Origin of the sequence: Ectopseudomonas alcaliphila (genome assembly GCF_900101755.1) — a bacterium.
Classification (GTDB): domain Bacteria; phylum Pseudomonadota; class Gammaproteobacteria; order Pseudomonadales; family Pseudomonadaceae; genus Aquipseudomonas; species Aquipseudomonas alcaliphila.
The window spans coordinates 1749960-1769582 of sequence record NZ_FNAE01000001.1 but is presented as its reverse complement, the minus strand read 5'-3'; the positions used below and the strand labels follow the sequence as shown (position 1 = coordinate 1769582).

Genomic DNA, 19623 nt, shown 5'->3' with positions numbered 1-19623 from the left:
GTGGAGTGGCTATGGGTGATCGGCATGATTATGTCGCCCTGGAGTGGGTCAAAGGCGAGATCGGGGAAACCCTGAAGCAGGCGCGGCAAGCCCTGGAGGCGTTCGTCGAGAACCCGCAGGACCCTACGCGCATGCGCTTCTGCTTGACCTACGTGCACCAGGTTCACGGCACCTTGCAGATGGTCGAGTTCTACGGCGCCGCGTTGCTCGCCGAAGAAATGGAGCAGTTGGCCAAGGCACTGATGGAGGGTCGCGTGGCCAACCAGGGCGAAGCCCTGGAAGTGCTGATGCAGGCCATTCTGCAATTGCCGGTGTACCTCGACCGTATCCAGACCGCTCGCCGCGACCTGCCCATGGTCGTGCTGCCGCTGCTCAACGACCTGCGCGCCGCCCGTGGCGAGAAGCTGCTGTCGGAAACCAGCCTGTTCTCCCCGGACATGTCCGCGCGCCTGCCGGCGCTGCCATCCGATAGCCTGGCTCGCCTGCGTACCGCCGAGCTTCCCGTGCTGTTGCGCAAACTGCGGCAGATGCTGCAAATGGCCCTCGTCGGCGTGATCCGCAATCAGGATCTGGCCACCAATCTCGGTTACATGGCGCGCGTCTTCGCTCGCCTGGAAACGCTGTGCAAGGACGCCCCGCTGGGCGGCCTGTGGCAAATCGCTTCCGGCATGGTCGAAGGTCTGGCCAACGGCAGCGTGGTCAACGGTACCTCGGTGCGTACCTTGCTGCGTCAGGTCGACAAGGAACTCAAGCGTCTGGTCGAGCAGGGTGCCGATGGCATCAACCAGCCCGCTACCGACGAACTGACCAAGAACCTGCTGTTCTACGTGGCCAAGGCGCCGGCGCAGTCGCCCCGTATTCGCGCGCTGAAGGAACAGTATCGTCTCGACGAAGCGCTGCCCGACAACGAGGTGGTGGATGAGGAACGTGCCCGTCTGGCCGGTCCCGACCGCGATGCCATGCGTTCTGTGGTGGCCGCTCTCTGCGAAGAGCTGGTGCGGGTCAAGGACAGCCTGGACCTGTTCGTGCGCAGCGACCGTACTCGCCCCAGCGAGCTGGACGCCCTGCTGGCACCGCTGAAACAGATCGCCGATACCCTCGCGGTGCTGGGCTTCGGTCAGCCGCGCAAGGTCATTCTCGACCAGATCGACGTGGTCCACAGCCTGTCTCTCGGTCAGCGCGAGCCCAACGACGCCGTCTTGATGGATGTCGCCGGTGCGCTGCTCTACGTCGAAGCGACGCTGGCCGGCATGGTCGGCCCGAGCGATGACAGCAAGAACGAACAGAGCCATCTGCCCACCACCGACGTGGCGCAGATTCATCAGCTGGTGATCAAGGAAGCGCGCAATGGTCTGGAGCAGGCCAAGGACGCGATCATCGAATTCATCGCCTCGCAGTGGAACCACGAGCACCTGGCGCGTGTACCCGGCCTGCTGACGCAGGTTCGTGGCGGCCTGGCGATGATTCCGCTGCAGCGCGCTGCCGACCTGCTCAATGCCTGCAACCGCTACATCCAGGAGCAACTGCTGGCGCGCAAGGCCGTGCCCAACTGGCAGAGTCTGGATACCCTGGCCGATGCCATCACCAGCGTCGAGTACTACCTCGAGCGTCTGGCCGAGGACCATGGCACGCAGGGCGACCTGATTCTCGACGTCGCCGAGGAGAGCCTGGAATCACTGGGTTATCCGCTCAAGGAAAAGCCGTCGATTCTCGACCGCGTCGAACCGCAGGAGGAAAGCCTGGCACCGCTGGCCGACCCGCTGCAGGAAATCGAACTGCTGGGCGCCGAGGACGAACAGCTCGAGGAGCCCCTCGCCGAGGTCGAGCCGCTGGCTTTCGAGTCGGTCGATGCACCTGACGAAGTCGGTGCCGAGCTGGAGCTGATCGACGTCGCGCCTGACCTGCCGGAAGTGAGCGAGAGCGCCGAGAGCTTCACCTTCGAACTGGGTGAGCTCGAAGAGCTGCCCACTGCGCAGGGCGAAGATATCATTGCCGCGCCGTTGTTCGACGCCCAGGCCGATCCGGCGCTGGAGCTCGAAGAGTTGAGCCTGGAGCAGCTGGGCGAAGCGAATCAGTGGGACGAGCTGGAACTTTCCGACCTGGAACTGCCGGAAGTCGAGCTGCCCAGCGCGCCGCAAATCCAGCTCGAGGAACCAGTGGCAGAGAAGCCGCTGTCAATGGCTGACGTGATGGCCGCGCCGGTCCAGGCGATCAATCCGCCTGCCGCCGATGTGCCGCCGAGCCTTTTGCCGCCGCCAGCCGATGAAGAGCCGGTGGATGAAGAGTTGCTGGAAGTCTTTATCGAAGAAGTCGGCGAAGTGCTGGAAACCATCGCCGAATACCTGCCGCAGTGGCAGGCCGATACTGACAACAAGGACGCGCTGATCGAAGTGCGTCGCGCCTTCCATACGCTCAAGGGCAGCGGCCGCATGGTGCGCGCGCTGATCATCGGCGAGCTGGGCTGGTCCATCGAGAACCTGCTCAACCGCGTGCTGGACCGCAGCATCGAGCCAAACGAGCCGGTGCAGCGGGTGGTGCTCGACGTAGTGGCGCTGATGCCGGCGCTGGTCGAGGAATTTGCTGCCAAAGCGCAGCGTCAGCGCGACGATGTCGATCTACTGGCGGCCACCGCACATGCTCTGGCCAAGGGACTGACGCCCCCAAAATCTGACGCCCCGGCCACCCAGCAGGTAGCCGAGCCCGCGGGCGTTGACGACGCTACCGATGTCGTCGAGCCGGTCGAGTCGGTCGACGACCAACCGCTCGACGCCGAGCCCCTCAATGGCTCGCCTCTCGATGGCGAGCCCCTCGATCCGCAGTTGCTGGAAATCTTCCGCAACGAGGCGGAAACCCATCTGGACACCCTGGTGGGTTTTCTCGCCGATTGCGCGCAGGAACTGCCGCAGCCAGTCACCGACGACCTGCAGCGCGCGCTGCACACCCTCAAGGGCAGTGCCTATATGGCCGGCATCCTACCGGTGGCAGAAATCGCTGCGCCGCTGGAGAAGCTGGTCAAGGAGTTCAAGACCAACCTGATTCAGGTGGACCTGGCGGCTGCCGAGTTGTTGAGCAGCGCCGAGGGCGTGTTCCGTATAGGTCTCGACAATCTCGAGACGCAGCCTCTGGCCCCTATTCCTGGTGCCGAGGCATTTCTTGCCCGCGTCCAGGCCCTGCATCAGGAGCGTCTCGCAAGCGCCGAAGACGAGCGTATGGCGCAGAGCGGCGACAGCCGCGATCCGCAGATGATCAGCATCTTCCTCGCCGAAGGCATGGACATCTTGCTGGATGCCGAGGACCTGCTGCGCAAATGGCGTGAGCATCCGTCCGAGCGTCAGGAGCTGTCTGCGCTGCTGGAGGAGCTGACGACCCTCGGCCGTGGCGCCGAAATGGCCGAGCTGCCGCAGATCGACGAACTCTGCGAAGCCCTGCTGGATCTTTATGGCGCCGTCGAGGAGGGCAGCCTGGCCGTCAGCGAACGCTTCTTCGATGAGGCGGAGAAGGCCCACGAAGCGCTGATCGGCATGATGGATCAGGTCGCTGCCGCCTTGGAGGTCAGTCCGCAACCCGAGCGGGTGCAGGCGCTGCGTGATTTGCTGGGCGAAGCCATCGATCCGCGTACCCTGGCCTTGCTGGCGCCTGGCGCCGAGGGGCTGGAAATCATCGAGCTGGATCAGGCCACTGCCGAGCTGGAGCAAGCTGAGGCAGAACCGGTGCAGTGGCAAGAGACGCCCGTCGAGCCGGCAATCGTCGAGGACGCTGGCCTGGAGCTGCAGGCCGAGGCCGAACTGGGCTTCAGCCCTGTCGACGCCGACCTTGATGAAGAAATGGTCGAAATCTTCCTCGAAGAGGCTGTGGATATTCTCGACAGCGCCGGTCAGGCGCTGGAGCGCTGGCTCAGTGAGCCGGACAACACCCTGCCGTTGTCATCGCTGCAGCGTGATCTGCACACCCTCAAGGGTGGTGCACGCATGGCCGCGATTCGCCCGATTGGCGACCTTGGTCACGAACTGGAGTCGCTCTACGAGGGCCTGGTTGATCGCCGTTACAACTATTCGCCGGCGCTGGGCAGCCTGTTGCAGCAAAGCCATGATCGCCTGGCGCAAATGCTCGATCAGTTGCAGGCCCGCCAGCCGCTGGTTTCTGGTGACGACCTGATTCAGGCAATTCGTCAGTTCCGCCAGGGTGGTACGCCGCAGAGTCTGTCGGCCGCCGCGGCTCAGGTTGAGCCGACGCCGGACGACGAACCTGCCGAGTCGCTCGAAATAGTGGAGCCGGACAGCGTCGAGCTGCCGCCTCTAGCCCTGGTCGAAGACGAGATCGTGCTCGAAGAAGCGCCCCAGGCAGAGCCTGAGGCAGAGTTGCCGCTGATCGACGAAGTCGAGCTGGTATTGCCCGAAGACGAACTGCCACCTCTGGTCGAGGCTATCGTCGAGCCAGAGCCAGAGCCAGAGCCAGAGCCAGAGCCAGAGCCAGAGCCAGAGCCGCAAAGCACCACGCTGGCCAACTGGCATGAAGAGCGCGACCCCGAGCTGGTGGAAATCTTCCTCGAGGAAGGTTTCGACATCATCGACAGTGCTGGCGCCGCTCTGCAGCGTTGGATGGGCGATGTCGACAACAGCCTGGAGCTGGAAGCCCTGCAGCGTGACCTGCACACCCTCAAGGGTGGTGCGCGCATGGCCGAAATTCGCGAAATCGGCGATCTCGCCCACGAGCTAGAATTCCTCTACGAAGGTCTCGGTGGCGGTCGCCTGCGAGCCAGCCAGGAGTTGTTCACTCTGCTGCAGGCCTGCCACGACCGCCTCGCCGAGATGCTCGAAGCCGTGCGCGGTCAGCGCGCGGTGCCGCAAGGCCATGCCCTGATCGAGACGATCAAGCGCTTTCGTGCCAACCCTGACGAGCAGTTGAGCATGCCGTCGGCGGTACAACTCAAGGCCGTGGTCGAGAGCGACGACGCCGAAGAGGCTGACAGCGACATCCTCGATATCTTCCTCGAGGAAGGCGATGACCTGCTCGAGGCGATGGAGACGGCGATCGGGCGTTGGGAAGAGCACCGTGATGATGCCAGCGCCATCGATGAGATGCTGCGCACGCTGCACACCCTCAAGGGTGGCGCCCGCCTGGCCGGGCAGAAGCGCCTTGGCGATCTGAGTCACGACCTGGAGCAGCATCTCAGCGAGGCGCTGCAGCAGGGCGCACCCTGGCCGGAGAGCCTGCTGCTCGACGTGCAGTCCGGTTTCGAAGGGTTGCAGAATGAACTCGACGTGCTGCGCCAGCGCCTTAGCGCCAGCTTCGGCGACGAGCCGGTGGTGGTCGAGGCTGAGCCAGCGGTGGCGCCTGCGAGCAATCTGCTCAACCCGATCATCGCCGCCAGTGACGTGCCGAGCCAGTTGCAGGCGCCGAAGGTGCTGCCATTCGTGCAGCGTGCCCAAGAGGCCGCGCTGGAGGCGGCGTCCCGGCGCGCGCCACAGGAGCTGGTCAAGGTGCCAGCCGAGCTGCTCGAGGGCCTGGTCAACCTGGCCGGTGAAACCTCGATCTTCCGTGGCCGTGTCGAGCAACAGGTGAGTGATGTCGGTTTCACCCTGAGCGAGATGGAAGCGACCATCGACCGCGTGCGTGATCAGCTGCGCCGTCTCGACACCGAGACCCAGGCGCAGATTCTCAGTCGCTACCAGGCCGAGGCCGAGCGCGCCGGTTATGAAGATTTCGACCCGCTGGAGATGGACCGCCACTCGCAGTTGCAGCAGCTGTCACGTGCGCTGTTCGAGTCTGCCTCCGACTTGCTCGATCTGAAGGAAACCCTGGCGGCGAAGAACCGCGACGCCGAGACCCTGCTGTTGCAACAGGCGCGGGTCAATACCGAGCTGCAGGAAGGTCTGATGCGCACCCGCATGGTGCCGTTCGATCGTCTGGTGCCGCGTCTGCGCCGTATCGTGCGCCAGGTGGCCGGCGAACTGGGCAAGCAGGTCGAGTTCGTGGTCGGCAACGCCGATGGGGAAATGGACCGTACCGTGCTCGAGCGCATCGTTGCGCCGCTGGAGCATATGCTGCGTAACGCCGTCGATCATGGCATCGAGTTGGCCGATGTGCGCCGCGCTGCCGGCAAGCCGGATAGCGGCACCATCCGCCTCGATCTCGGCCGCGAGGGCGGTGATATCGTCCTCACCCTGGTCGACGACGGCGGCGGTATTCGCCTGGAGGCCGTGCGACGCAAGGCCATCGAGCGTGGGCTGATGGACGCCGACAGCGATCTGAGCGATCACGAAATCCTGCAGTTCATCCTCGAGGCGGGTTTCTCCACTGCCGAGAAGGTCACGCAGATTTCCGGTCGCGGCGTCGGCATGGACGTGGTGCACTCGGAGGTCAAGCAGCTCGGCGGCTCGATGAGCATCGACTCGACGCTGGGCCAGGGTACGCGCTTCACCATTCGCCTGCCGTTCACCGTGTCGGTCAACCGTGCGTTGATGGTGTACTCCGGTGAAGACCTCTACGCCATTCCGCTGAATACCATCGAAGGTATCGTGCGGGTGTCGCCGTACGAGCTGGAAGCCTACTACGCGCCTGACGCGCCGCGCTTCGAGTACGCCGGACAGGCTTACGAATTGAAGTACCTGGGCGATCTGCTGAACAACGGCCAGCAGCCCAAGCTGGTGGGCCAGAGTCTGCCGCTGCCGGTGATTCTGGTGCGTTCCAGCGAGCACGCCGTGGCGGTGCAGGTGGACAGCCTGGCCGGTTCGCGCGAGATCGTGGTGAAGAGCCTGGGTCCGCAGTTCGCCGGGGTGCACGGCATCTCCGGTGCGACCATCCTCGGTGACGGTCGCGTGGTGGTGATTCTCGACCTGCTGGCGACCATTCGTGTGCTGCACGCGCATCTGCAGAATCAGCTGATGCCGCGCCTGGCTTCGCGTCAGGCGGCGACCAGCGAAGAGATCGAAGCCGATCGGCCGCCGCTGGTCATGGTGGTCGATGACTCGGTCACCGTGCGCAAGGTCACCAGCCGTCTGCTCGAGCGTAACGGCATGAACGTGGTTACCGCCAAGGACGGGGTCGATGCCATCGCTCAACTGCAGGAACACAAGCCCGACATCATGCTGCTGGACATCGAGATGCCGCGCATGGATGGCTTCGAAGTGGCCACGCTGGTGCGCCATGACGAGCGCCTGAAGGACCTGCCGATCATCATGATCACCTCGCGTACCGGCGAGAAGCACCGCGAGCGGGCCATGTCCATCGGCGTCAACCAGTACCTCGGCAAGCCCTATCAGGAGTCCTTGCTGCTCGACACCATTGCACAGTTGGTGGGTAGCCATCGGGTCAAACGGACATGACAGACAGAACCGCAGCGCGTATTGCAGTCATCGCCGACACCTCGCTGCAGCGCCATGTGTTGCAGCAGGCATTGGCCGGTGGCGGTTATCAGGTGGTACTCAACAGCGACCCGGCGCGGCTCGACGAGGAAGCGCTGGCCGCCTGCGACACCGACCTGTGGTTGGTGGACCTGGCCCAGTCGGAAGATTCGCCGCTGGTCGACAGTCTGCTGGAGCGTGCCAGCGCGCCGGTGCTGTTCGGCGAGGGGCATGCCCCCGAGCGCCATTCGGAGAACTACCCGCGCTGGGAACGCAGCCTGTTTGGCAAGCTCAAGCGCCTGATTGGCGACCCAACCCAGGCGGTCGGGCCGAGCTTGCAGGCACTGCTCGACGAAGCGCAGCGTCCGACGCGCTTGGAGTTGCCGCAATCACTGGCCGACACGCCGCTGAAAGCTGGCGAACCGGCCCGCCAGGTATGGTTGCTGGCTGCCTCGTTGGGTGGTCCGGCAGCGGTCAAGGCATTCCTCGATGCACTGCCGGGTGGCCTGCCCATCGGTTTCATCTATGCCCAGCACATCGATGCCAGCTTCGAGGCGGCGTTGCCGCAGGCGGTCGGACGGCACAGCCAGTGGCACGTCAACCCGGCACGTCATGGCGACCCGGTACGTTGCGGTGAAGTGGTGGTGGTACCGATCAGCAACGAGATGGGTTTTGCCGAAGACGGGGCGATGCAGATCGTCGAACGCGGCTGGCCGGAGCCCTACAGTCCTTCCATTGATCAGATGATGCTCAACCTGGCGCAGCAGTTCGCTGCCCAGTGCGGCGTGATCGCGTTCAGCGGTATGGGCAGCGATGGCAGTGCTGCTGCCGCTTACGTCAAACGCCAGGGTGGCGTGATCTGGACCCAGCGCGCTGACAGCTGCGCCAGTCCGAGCATGCCGGATAGCCTGCGCGAGGGTGGCTACAGCAGCTTCAGCGCCGACCCGCGTGAGCTGGCCGTGGCCCTGGTCAATCACCTCGCCGAACATTGCAGTTGAGGACGTTTCAATGAGCCAAGCCGTCGCCACCCAGAACAGCGCCGCCAGTCTCACCGGCTTGCTGGTGCCTCTGGCCGACCGCACCCTGCTGCTGCCCAACGTGGCGGTGGCGGAGCTGATTCCCTATCGCGCGCCGCAGGTCACTGAGGGCACGCCCGACTGGTTTCTCGGCCAGATCGCCTGGCGTGATCTGCGCCTGCCACTGCTGTCCTTCGAGGCCGCCAGTGGTGGCCAGGCGCAGGTCGCCGGTGGTGCCCGCGTCGCGGTGATCAACGCCTTGGGTGGTCGACCCAAGGTCAAGTTCATCGCCCTGCTGGTGCAGGGCATTCCCCGCTCGCTGAAGGTCGACAGTGACCTGCAGGCGGCCGATGTCGAACTGGCACCTCTGGAACTGGGTGCTGCGCGCGTCGCTGATGAGGTGGTGCGTATTCCTGATCTGGCCGCACTGGAGCAACTGCTTGCCGATGCTGGCCTGATCTGAGACTAACCGGCGCGATCACATCGCCCATGAAAAAGCCCCGGCACTGGCCGGGGCTTTTTCGTTACTGCCTCGAGATTGTCAGCGCTGCGGTTGCTGCACTTCGGACTTCTCAGCAGTCAGGTTGTCTTCCGCGGTGGTGTTGCTCCAGTAGTCGGCGTTGGGGATGCCGAGCTTCTCCGGGTGGAAGACCGGGTCTTTGCCTTCGTCCTTTTGCTGCTCGTAGTCCTTCAGGCACTTGTAAGCGATCTTGTGCATGAGCAGGATGGCGATGATGTTCAGCCAGGCCATCAGGCCTACGCCGAGATCGCCCAGGTCCCAGGCAACGGTGGCGCTGCGTACGGTGCCGTAGACGGTAGCCGCGATGATGGCGAACTTCAGCAGCAGGGTGAGGATGGGGCGATTCACCTTGCGGTTGATATAGGCAATGTTGGTTTCGGCGATGTAGTAGTACGCCAGGATGGTGGTGAAGGCGAAGAAGAACAGGGCGATGGCGACAAAGGCGTTGCCGAAGCCGGGCATCATGTTCTCCATCGCGGTCTGCACGTAGCCCGGGCCAGCGGCGACGCCGGCAATGCCGGTGAACAGCGCGCTGCCATCGGGAGCCTGGACGTTGTACTGACCAGTGATCAGCAGCATGAACGCGGTGGCGGAGCAGACGAACAGGGTGTCGATGTAGACCGAGAAGCCCTGAACCAGGCCCTGCTTGGCCGGGTGGCTGACGGCAGCGGCCGACGAGGCGTGCGGGCCGGTGCCCTGGCCAGCTTCGTTGGAGTAAACGCCGCGCTTCACGCCCCACTGAATGGCCATGCCGACGATGGCGCCGAAGCCAGCTTCGAGGCCGAAGGCGCTACGGAAGATCAGTACGATCACTTCCGGCAGCTTCTCGATGTTCAGCAGGATGATCACCATGGCAACCAGGATGTAGCCCAGCGCCATGAACGGCACCACTACCTGGGTGAAGTGAGCGATGCGCTTAACGCCGCCGAAGATGATCAGGCCGATCAGGATTGCCAGCAGGGCTGCAGTGACGGTCGGCTCGATGCCGAACGCGGTTTGCGCACTGGAGGCGATGGAGTTGGCCTGTACGCCCGGCAGCAGCATGCCGCAGGCGAATACGGTTACCACGGCGAACAGCCAGGCATACCACTTAAGGCCCAGGCCTTTTTCGATGTAGAAGGCCGGGCCGCCACGGTATTCACCGTTGAGCTTTTCCTTGTACACCTGGCCAAGGGTGGACTCGACGAACGCCGAGCTGGCGCCGAGGAAGGCCACCATCCACATCCAGAAGATGGCGCCGGGGCCACCGAAGGTGATGGCTGTGGCCACACCGGCGATGTTACCGGTACCGACACGACCAGCGAGGGTCATGGTCAGCGCCTGGAAGGAGGTGATGCCGTGCTCATCGGTCTTGCCGGTGAACATCAGGCGAATCATTTCTTTGAAGTGGCGAACCTGGAGGAAGCGGCCGCGCAGGGAGAAGTAGAGACCAACGCCGAGACATAGATAGATCAGCGCCGGGCTCCAGACCAGACCGTTAAGGGTCGAGACCAGTTCGTTCATGCAATGCTCCTGGGCATGCGGCCGCCTTTTGGGCGGGGCCGAGGCCCGTTGTTTGTTATTGGAAGAGAACGGCGCTGCAGGGCGCCGGCCTCGGCCGCGCACGGGTTGCTGGTGAGCGGGTCGCGCGTGCGGCGCGCAGAGCATGACAAAGACTGCTTCTCTTGCAATCTCTTGAGGTCACATTTTGTTACGGCAAGGCGACATTTTACGCCTGAAGGTCGCCCCAGAGCTGTTGAGCGACGCTCAGGGCCACCACGGGGGCCGTTTCCGTGCGCAGAACGCGGGGGCCGAGGCGGGCTGCGTGGAAGCCGGCGTCCTTGGCCTGATCCACTTCGGCATCGCTCAAACCGCCTTCCGGGCCGATCAGAAAGGCCAGGCTGTGCGGTTTATCGTGGCTTTGCAGGGGGGCCGCGACCGGGTGCAGCACCAGCTTCAGGTCGGCTTCGATCTGCTGCAGCCAGGCTGCCAGTTCCAGTGGCGGGTTGATCACCGGCAGCACCGAGCGGCCGCATTGCTCGCAGGCACTGATTGCCACCTGGCGCCAGTGGGCCATGCGTTTGTCGGCGCGCTCGTCCTTCAGGCGTACTTCGCAGCGCGCCGAAACGATCGGGGTGATCTCCGCTGCGCCCAGTTCGGTCGCTTTCTGAATGGCCCAGTCCATGCGCTCGCCGCGCGACAGGCCCTGGCCGAGGTGAATGCGCAGAGGGGATTCGCTGAGTCCGGCGATGGCTTCGCGCAGTTCGACACGTACGCTCTTCTTGCCCACTTCGATCAGTTCGCCGAGGTATTCCTGGCCGCTGCCGTCGAACAACTGCACGGCGTCACCCACCGCGTGGCGCAGTACGCGGCCGATGTAATGGGCCTGCGCCTCGGGCAGCTCGTGCTGGCCGAGGGAGAGCGGGGCATCGATGAAGAAGCGGGAGAGACGCATAAGGACGGCTGCAAGTGGCAAGTTGGAAGCGGCAAGTTTAAAGCACTGCGCGCTCCTGCTGTTACTTGCGGCTTGTCGCTTGCAACTGCTGCTAGCCCGGGTCGCGATGATGCGGATAGTGGCTGTGATCCACCGCCACGCTGACCGATTCGCGGGTGGCGATATCAATGCCTTCGCTGGCCACCTCGGCGAGGAAATCGATCTCCTCGGGCGTGATGACGTAGGGCGGCAGGAAATACACCACGCTGCCCAATGGCCGCAGCAGCGCGCCACGTTCCAGGGCGTGCTGGTACACGCGCAGGCCGCGTCGTTCCTGCCAGGGATAGGCCGTCTTGCTGGCCTTGTCCTGCACCATCTCGATGGCCAGGGCCATGCCGGTCTGGCGTACTTCGGCGACATGCGGGTGCTCGGCCAGGTGCGCGGTGGCGCTGGCCATGCGCGCAGCCAGCGCCTTGTTGCGCTCGATCACGTCGTCATCACGGAAGATGTCCAGGGTAGCCAGGGCGGCGGCGCAGGCCAGCGGGTTGCCGGTGTAGGTGTGCGAGTGAAGAAAGGCGCGCAGGGTCGCGTAGTCGTCGTAGAAGGCGCCGTATACGTCGTCGGTGGTCAACACCGCAGCCATCGGTAGGTAGCCGCCGGTCAGGGCCTTGGACAGCACCAGAAAATCCGGGGTGATACCGGCCTGCTCGCAGGCGAACATCGTGCCGGTGCGGCCGAAGCCGACGGCGATCTCGTCATGGATCAGGTGCACGCCATAGCGGTCGCAGGCCTCGCGCAGCAGCCTGAGGTAGATCGGGTGGTACATGCGCATGCCGCCCGCGCCCTGGATCAGCGGCTCGACGATCACCGCCGCGACCTCGTGGTGATGCTCGGCCAGCGTCTGCTCCATGTGGGCGAACATGGCGCGTGAATGCGCCTCCCAGGTCACCCCCTCGGGACGCAGGTAGCAGTCCGGACTGGGCACCTTGAGGGTGTCGAGCAGCAGGGGTTTATAGGTGTCGGTGAACAGAGACACGTCGCCCACCGACATCGCTGCGACCGTTTCGCCGTGATAGCTGTTGCTCAGGGTGACGAAGCGCTTCTTGCCCGCCTGGCCGCTGTTGAGCCAGTAGTGGAAGCTCATCTTCAGCGCCACTTCGATGCCCGAGGAACCGTTGTCGGCGTAAAACACCTTGTTCAGACCGGCCGGGGTGATCTGCACCAGGCGCTCGGACAGTTCGATCACCGGTTGGTGGGTAAAGCCGGCGAGCATCACGTGCTCGAGGCTGTCCAGCTGATCGCGAATGCGCGCGTTGATGCGCGGGTTGGCGTGGCCGAAAACATTGACCCACCAGGAGCTGACCGCGTCCAGGTAGCGCTTGCCATCGAAGTCCTCCAGCCAGACGCCGGAGGCCTTGCGAATCGCCACCAGCGGTAGGCGCTCGTGATCCTTCATCTGGGTGCAGGGGTGCCACAACACGTCGAGGTCGCGTTGCATCCAGTGGTCGTTCAGGCTCATGAGAAATCTCCCTGTGTTCGGCGGCACAGCCTACCAGAAGCCGCCGCTGAGACGTGGTCGCTGCCGCTGGTCTGGTGCAATGCGCCGCCCGTGCTGCTGCTGATGAACTCTGCGGCGCGCGCATTGAACTAAATTGATCGGCTAAGGACCGCTGCAATGAGATATCGCATTTCTCGATGTTTCATAGCGAAATTTTCCGCTTTAAATCGATATATTTGCCGTTAGTCTTGCTCGGAATCTGGATTAGGAAAGTCCCCATGCAATGGCGTAACACCTCTGCTCGTTATGGTCTGGTCAGCGTCGTGCTGCACTGGCTGGTGGCGTTGGCCGTGTTCGGCCTGTTCGCCCTCGGCTTCTGGATGGTGGGGCTCAGTTACTACGACCCGTGGCGCCAGAGTGCACCTGATCTGCACAAGAGCATCGGCATCCTGCTGTTCGCGGTGATGTTGCTGCGGGTGCTGTGGCGGTTGTGCAGCCCGGCGCCGGCAGCCTTGGCCAGCCACGGCCAGCTCACGCGCCTGGCTTCCAAGCTGGGGCATGGCGTCCTCTACCTGGGCCTGTTCGGCGTGATGATCTCCGGCTACCTGATTTCCACTGCCGATGGTCGTGGTATCGAGGTGTTTGGTCTGTTCAGTGTGCCGGCGACCCTGACGGGTATCCCGCAACAGGAAGACATTGCCGGGGCCATTCACGAATACCTGGCCTGGGGCCTGGTGATTTTCGCCGGCCTGCATGGCCTGGCCGCACTCAAGCACCATTTCATCGACCGCGACAGCACCCTGCTGCGGATGTTCGGGCGCTGAAGCACTTCATAACCGGGCCAATGCCCATCTAGATCGACAACCTCGCAAGGAGAACACCCCATGTTGAAGAACGCCCTCGCTGCACTGGTTCTGGGCTCCGCTCTGATCGGCGGCCAGGCCATGGCGGCCGACTACGCCATCGACAAGCAAGGCCAGCACGCCTTCGTCAACTTCAAGATCAGCCACCTGGGCTACAGCTGGCTGTACGGCACCTTCAAGGACTTCGACGGCACGTTCAGTTTCGATGCCGCCAACCCCGAGGCCAGCAAGGTCAGCGTGACCCTGAAGACCGCCAGCGTGGACACCAACCATGCCGAGCGTGACAAGCACATCCGCAGTGCCGACTTCCTCAATGCGAGCAAGCACGACACCGCCACCTTCGAATCCACGTCGGTCAAGTCCACCGGTGAGGGCACTGCCGACGTGACCGGCAACCTGACCCTCAACGGCGTGACCAAGCCGGTGGTGATCGCTGCCAAGTTCATTGGTGAAGGCAAGGACCCGTGGGGCGGCTACCGTGCTGGCTTCGAAGGTACTACTACCCTGACGCTGAAGGACTTCGACATTTCCATGGATCTCGGCCCGGCTTCGCAAACCGTCGAGCTGATCATTTCGGTCGAAGGTATTCGCAAGTAAGGAAAGCGGCCGCTTGCGGCCAGCTGATTTGCCCGTAGGGCGGGAGAGGGCTGTCTAGCGCGTCATCTTCTCCTTGCGAGCAATGTTGCTCACCAACGAAAACGCCACCCCATGGGGTGGCGTTTTTGTTTGCGTGGTCGCTTACTCTTCGCGGTTACGCGTCAGCAGCGCCGGCTTCTCGCTGCGCGGTCGGCTGCTGTTGCTCAGCTCGTCGAGCTGCTCAGCGCTGGGGAAACGATCCAGGCGCGAGCCCTTGTGCACGATGATGGGCTGCTTTTCGCGTGGGTTGCGCACGGCCGCTTCGGCGCGTGGCAGCTCGTCGCGATCAAGCGAGGTGATGCGCCCATCTGTCGCTCGGCCACGACCACCGCCATTACGGCCCTGACCACCCTGGCCACCTTGACGACGATTCTTGCCGGGGGTGCCTGGGGTACCGCCAGCATTGCTGCGGGGCTGCCTGTTATTGCTGTTGGCTTTCGGGCCTTGACCTTGGGCAGGGCCATTGCCAGCAGCCCCGCCGCCTGAGCGGCGGCCGCGACCTTGCGGCTTGTTCTGCACCGGTACGTAATCGGCGCGGTTGCCGAAATTGTCGATTTCGTCGTCGAGGAACTCTTCCGGATCGCGATCCGGAGGCAAGGGTGGAACAGCCGGAGCTGCGCCACGGCTCTGGTTGCGAGGCTGCTGGCCACGGCGGTTCTGGCCCTGACCTTGCTGTTGCGGCTTGGCTTTCTGCTCCTTGCCGCTGTCCTTGCCCTTGTCTCTGCGGCCGCCGTTATTGCGCTCGCCCTTTGGCTTGTCAGCGCCTTCACCTTTGACTTTCTTCTGCCCTGCATTGCGTGGCTGGCGCGGCTCGCGCACTTCCGGGCGCTCCGCTTCCACGGTACTGGCGTCGAAGCCCAGCAGATCGCCGTCGGGGATCTTCTGCTTGGTCATCCGCTCGATGCCTTTGAGCAGTTTCTCTTCGTCCGGTGCCACCAGGGAGATGGCCTCACCGCTGCGACCGGCACGGCCAGTACGGCCGATGCGGTGCACGTAGTCTTCCTCGACATTGGGCAACTCGAAGTTGACCACGTGCGGCAACTGGTCGATGTCCAGACCGCGAGCGGCGATATCTGTGGCGACCAGAATGCGCACCTTGTTCGCCTTGAAATCGGCCAGGGCCTTGGTGCGGGCGTTCTGGCTCTTGTTGCCGTGGATCGCTACAGCCGGCAGCTTGTGCTTGTCGAGGTACTCGGCCAGGCGGTTGGCGCCGTGCTTGGTGCGGGTGAATACCAGCACTTGCTCCCAGGCACCCGCGGTGATCAGGTGAGCGAGCAGGGCGCGCTTGTGGCTGGCCTGCAGGCGGAATACGCGCTGTTCGATGCGCTCGACCGTGGTGTTCGGCGGCGTGACTTCGATGCGCTCGGGGTTGTGCAACAGCTTGCCGGCCAGGTCGGTGATGTCTTTCGAGAAGGTCGCCGAGAACAGCAGGTTCTGCCGTTTGGTTGGTAGCTTGGCGAGGACTTTCTTCACGTCATGGATGAAGCCCATGTCGAGCATGCGGTCGGCTTCATCGAGCACGAGGATTTCGACGTGGGACAGGTCGATGGCCTTCTGATTGGCCAGGTCGAGCAGGCGGCCGGGGCAGGCCACGAGAACGTCGACACCCTTGGCCAGGGCCTGGACCTGCGGGTTCATGCCAACGCCGCCGAAAATGCAGGCGCTGACGAATTTCAAGTCGCGGGCATAGACCTTGAAGCTGTCATGCACCTGAGCGGCCAGTTCGCGAGTGGGGGTCAGCACCAGCACGCGCGGTTGTTTCGGGCCGTGACGTTGTTCGCGATCCGGATGACCGCCCGGAAACAGGCGTTCGAGGATCGGCAGGGCGAAACCGCCCGTCTTACCTGTACCCGTCTGGGCCGCCACCATGAGATCGCGACCTTGCAACACGGCGGGAATGGCCCGCTGTTGCACCGGAGTGGGTTGGGTGTAGCCGGCGGATTCGACCGCACGGACTAGAGCCTCGGAGAGACCGAGGGAGGCAAAGGACATGAGCAATCCTGTACTAAGTGAGGGCGTGGCCCTGGGGGTGTAGAGCCTGGCTTGAATCACACGTGGGGGGCGTGATCCCGTCCGGTACTGCTGGCTTCTGGGAGCTAGCATCCGGGCGCAAGCCTGGCGGGAAGACCCGAGTATAACAGAGCTGAGGCCTTGCGCAGCTACCAGCCTGTCGGTTGGTTCACGGCCTGAGCCGTTCAGGGTTGGCATAGCGCTGTTGCAACGCGGCGTAGGCAGGCTCGCGCTTGAAGCGGCGCAGCTCGCCAGCGAAGTCCTCGGCCAGGCGCGCCAGTGCGGGATCGTGGCGCAGTGCGAGGTACAGGCGGTCATGGCCGACCGCCTTGCGGTTGTAGTCGACCTGTTGTTGCAGGCCCAGCTGCGTAGTCAGATAGAGGCCGGCGCGACGGTCATTGATGACCAGGTCGACGCGGTGGCGTACCAGCTTGCCCAGGTTTGCCTCGTGAGTCGGCGCTTCTTCGCGACTGAACAAGGGCGAGTTGCGGAAGGTTTCGTCGTTGTACCAGTAGCCTGGAGAAATGCCGATCACCAAGTCGCGCAGGTCTTCCAGGTTCTCGTAGGGGTAGGGGCGGTTACGTGCGTAGAACAGCACGAGCTCGACGTCACTCAGCGGCTCTTCGATGAAGAGCATGCTCGCCTCGCGCTCGGGCAGATGGAAAATATCCAGAATGCCGTCTGCATTGCCCAGTTCCAGCTCCAGCAGGCAGCGCTTCCAGGGCAGGAATTGCAGGTCCAGCTTTACCCCCAGGCGCTGTAGCACCTCGCGGGTGATCTCGTAGTCGAGGCCAGCGGCTTGGCCGTTTTCCTCGTACACGTAGGGCGCCCAGGCATCCGTGACCAGGCGCAGCGTTTCGCCGCGAGCGGTGAGCGCGCAACAGCACAGCAACAAGGTGGCGATAATCTGGCGCTGGAATAATGGCATTGCGCCAGATTAGCGATTTTGCGGGTGCCTTGAAAGTGCGTCTTGCGCCGCCTTAGTCGACTACCCGATAGCAGGGCTCATAGGCACTGCCACCTGGCAGCTTCATGCGGTGCTGTTCGACGAAGGCCTGCAGCAGGCGATCCAGCGGGCGCATGATGGTGGTTTCACCGCGAATCTCGTAGGGGCCGTGCTCCTCGATCAGGCGGATGCCGTTTTCCTTGACGTTGCCCGCGACGATGCCGGAGAACGCGCGACGCAGGTTGGCGGCCAGGTGATGCAGTGGCTGCTCACGGGTGAGGTTGAGGCTGGCCATCGCTTCGTGGGTCGGCTCGAAGGGGTGCTGGAAGCTTTCGTCGATCTTCAGCAGCCAGTTGAAGTGGAAGGCGTCATTGCGCTCACGGCGGAACTGGCGCACGGCCTTGATGCCGACGGCCATTTCGCGGGCGACTTCGGCCGGGTCGTTGACGATCATGCGGTAGCGCTGCTGCGCCACCTTGCCCAGGGTGGCACCGATGAAATCATGCAGCTGCTGCAGGTACGGCCCGGCGGTCTTCGGGCCGGTGAGGATGACCGGGAAGGGCACGTCCTGGTTGTCCGGGTGGGTGAGGATGCCCAGCAGGTAGAGGAACTCTTCGGCAGTGCCGGCGCCGCCGGGGAAGATGATGATGCCGTGGCCGACGCGCACGAAGGCTTCCAGGCGCTTCTCGATGTCCGGCAGGATCACCAGTTCGTTGACGATCGGATTCGGCGCTTCGGCGGCGATGATGCCGGGCTCGGTCAGGCCGAGATAGCGACCTTTGAGGTTGCGCTGCTTGGCGTGGCTGATGGTGGCGCCCTTCATCGGTCCCTTCATCACACCCGGGCCGCAGCCGGTGCAGATGTCCAGGCCGCGCAGGCCGAGCTCGTGGCCAACCTTCTTGGTGTACTTGTATTCCTCGGTGCTGATCGAGTGACCGCCCCAGCACACCACCATCTTAGGCTCGACGCCGCTGCGCAGGGTCTGGGCATTGCGGAGCAGGTGGAAGACGTAATCGGTGATGCCTTCGGAGCTGTCCAGGTCGATGCGCTTGTTCTCCAGCTCGCTCTGCGTGTAGACGATGTCGCGCAGGGCGCTGAACAGCATCTCGCGGGTACTGGCGATCATCTCGCCATCGACGAAGGCGTCGGCCGGGGCGTTGAACAGTTCCAGACGGATGCCGCGATCCTGCTGGTGAATCTTCACTTCGAAGTCCGGGTAGGCCTCGAGGATGGTCTTGGCGTTGTCGCTGTGCGAGCCGGTATTGAGGATCGCCAGTGCGCACTGGCGAAACAGGCGATAAACGCTGCCGGAACCGGTTTCGCGCAGTTGTTGCACTTCGCGCTGCGAGAGGGTTTCCAGGCTGCCCTTGGGGCTGACTGAGGCGTTGATCTTGGTGCGGTTGAGCATGGGGGGCGATCCTTCGGCGGCAAGGCGGGAGGTTGAAGCGAGCAGGCTGCCCGTACTGGGCAGCCTGCGAGTAAGCGGCCTGTTAACGCGGCAGCTTGAGATTGTTCCAGATGGCCAGGCTGGGGCCAGCCAGGTTCATGCTGTAGAAGTGCAGGCCGGGCGCGCCGCCTTGCAGCAGGCGTTCGCACATCTCGGTGATGACCTGTTCGCCGAAGGCGCGAATGCTGTCGGCATCGTCGCCGTAGGCTTCCAGCTGCTTGCGTACCCAACGTGGGATTTCAGCGCCGCAGGCGTCGGAGAAGCGCGCCAGCTTGCTGTAGTTGGTGATCGGCATGATGCCCGGCACTACGGGAATGTCCACGCCCAGTTTCTGCACGCGCTCGACGAAGTAGAAGTAGCTGTCGGCGTTGAAGAAGTACTGGGTGATGGCGCTGTCAGCGCCCGCTTTGGCCTTGCGCACGAAGTTGGCGATGTCGTCCTCGAAGTTGCGCGCCTGCGGATGCATCTCCGGGTAGGCGGCGATTTCGATGTGGAAGTGATCACCGGTTTCGGTACGAATGAACTCGACCAGTTCGTTGGCGTAACGCAGTTCGCCACTGGCCATGCCCATGCCGGATGGCAGGTCACCGCGCAGGGCCACGATGCGCTTGATGCCAGCGTTCTTGTACAGATTCAGCAGCTCGCGCAGTTCGGCTTTGCTGTCACCGACGCAGGACAGGTGCGGTGCGGTGGGCACCTTGATCTCGCCATCGAGCTGCAGCACGGTGTTGAGGGTACGGTCACGGGTGGAGCCACCGGCACCATAGGTGCAGGAGAAGAAATCGGGTTTGTAGGTCGCCAGCTGGCGCGCCACGTCCATCAGTTTTTCATGCCCGGCTTCGGTCTTGGTGGGGAAGAACTCGAAGCTGTAGCGGCGTTCTTGGCTCATAGGGTTTCTAGCCTTGCAGACGTCGGGTGGATGGCGGTTTTC

12 protein-coding genes are annotated in these 19623 nt (G+C 63.6%); 5 read left to right on the top strand and 7 right to left on the bottom strand.

Annotation, left to right across the window (positions count from 1 at the left end):
• Positions 1 to 11: 11 nt before the first annotated feature.
• From BLR77_RS08285 to BLR77_RS08275, 3 genes are read left to right on the top strand one after another with little or no spacing between them, the layout of a single operon-like run.
• Positions 12 to 7325: an Hpt domain-containing protein gene (locus BLR77_RS08285; RefSeq protein WP_074676537.1), complete on the top strand. Its 7314-nt coding sequence runs from the start codon at positions 12 to 14 to the stop codon at positions 7323 to 7325.
• On the top strand, positions 7322 to 8341 hold the full coding sequence (locus BLR77_RS08280) for a chemotaxis protein CheB (protein WP_074676535.1): 1020 nt from the start codon (positions 7322 to 7324) through the stop codon (positions 8339 to 8341). Before BLR77_RS08285 ends, BLR77_RS08280 begins: the two co-directional genes overlap by 4 nt.
• Before the next feature lie 10 nt (positions 8342 to 8351).
• Entirely contained in the window at positions 8352 to 8822 is a 471-nt protein-coding gene (locus BLR77_RS08275) for a chemotaxis protein CheW (RefSeq protein WP_074676533.1), read from the top strand.
• Positions 8823 to 8900: 78 nt separating this feature from the next.
• Here BLR77_RS08275 and BLR77_RS08270 read toward each other — a convergent pair whose 3' ends face one another.
• The 3 genes from BLR77_RS08270 to BLR77_RS08260 form a co-directional block, all read right to left on the bottom strand.
• Complete coding sequence (locus tag BLR77_RS08270; protein WP_074676532.1) at positions 8901 to 10382, bottom strand: alanine/glycine:cation symporter family protein; 1482 nt, start codon at positions 10380 to 10382, stop codon at positions 8901 to 8903.
• A gap of 205 nt (positions 10383 to 10587) precedes the next feature.
• Positions 10588 to 11313, bottom strand: coding sequence for a 16S rRNA (uracil(1498)-N(3))-methyltransferase (locus BLR77_RS08265; protein ID WP_074676531.1), 726 nt, complete (start codon positions 11311 to 11313; stop codon positions 10588 to 10590).
• Positions 11314 to 11404: 91 nt separating this feature from the next.
• Positions 11405 to 12811, bottom strand: coding sequence for an adenosylmethionine--8-amino-7-oxononanoate transaminase (locus tag BLR77_RS08260; RefSeq protein WP_074676530.1), 1407 nt, complete (start codon positions 12809 to 12811; stop codon positions 11405 to 11407).
• Positions 12812 to 13068: 257 nt separating this feature from the next.
• Here BLR77_RS08260 and BLR77_RS08255 point away from each other — a divergent pair, with 257 nt between their 5' ends.
• Complete coding sequence (locus BLR77_RS08255) at positions 13069 to 13614, top strand: cytochrome b (RefSeq protein ID WP_074676529.1); 546 nt, start codon at positions 13069 to 13071, stop codon at positions 13612 to 13614.
• 60 nt (positions 13615 to 13674) lie between these two features.
• Positions 13675 to 14250: a YceI family protein gene (locus tag BLR77_RS08250; RefSeq protein WP_074676528.1), complete on the top strand. Its 576-nt coding sequence runs from the start codon at positions 13675 to 13677 to the stop codon at positions 14248 to 14250.
• A 141-nt stretch (positions 14251 to 14391) separates the two neighbouring features.
• On the opposite strand, the gene BLR77_RS08245 is transcribed toward BLR77_RS08250, so the two are convergent.
• The 4 genes from BLR77_RS08245 to metF form a co-directional block, all read right to left on the bottom strand.
• A complete protein-coding gene (locus tag BLR77_RS08245) occupies positions 14392 to 16281 on the bottom strand; it encodes an RNA helicase RhlE2 (protein ID WP_174578056.1) in 1890 nt (629 codons plus the stop codon).
• Between the two features lie 187 nt (positions 16282 to 16468).
• Positions 16469 to 17227 (bottom strand): substrate-binding periplasmic protein, encoded by a 759-nt coding sequence (locus tag BLR77_RS08240; protein WP_074676527.1) that lies wholly within the window; start codon positions 17225 to 17227, stop codon positions 16469 to 16471.
• 52 nt (positions 17228 to 17279) lie between these two features.
• Positions 17280 to 18653, bottom strand: coding sequence for a nucleotide 5'-monophosphate nucleosidase PpnN (gene ppnN / locus BLR77_RS08235; protein WP_074676526.1), 1374 nt, complete (start codon positions 18651 to 18653; stop codon positions 17280 to 17282).
• Positions 18654 to 18735: 82 nt separating this feature from the next.
• On the bottom strand, positions 18736 to 19581 hold the full coding sequence (gene metF, locus BLR77_RS08230; RefSeq protein WP_074676525.1) for a methylenetetrahydrofolate reductase [NAD(P)H]: 846 nt from the start codon (positions 19579 to 19581) through the stop codon (positions 18736 to 18738).
• Positions 19582 to 19623: the final 42 nt, after the last annotated feature.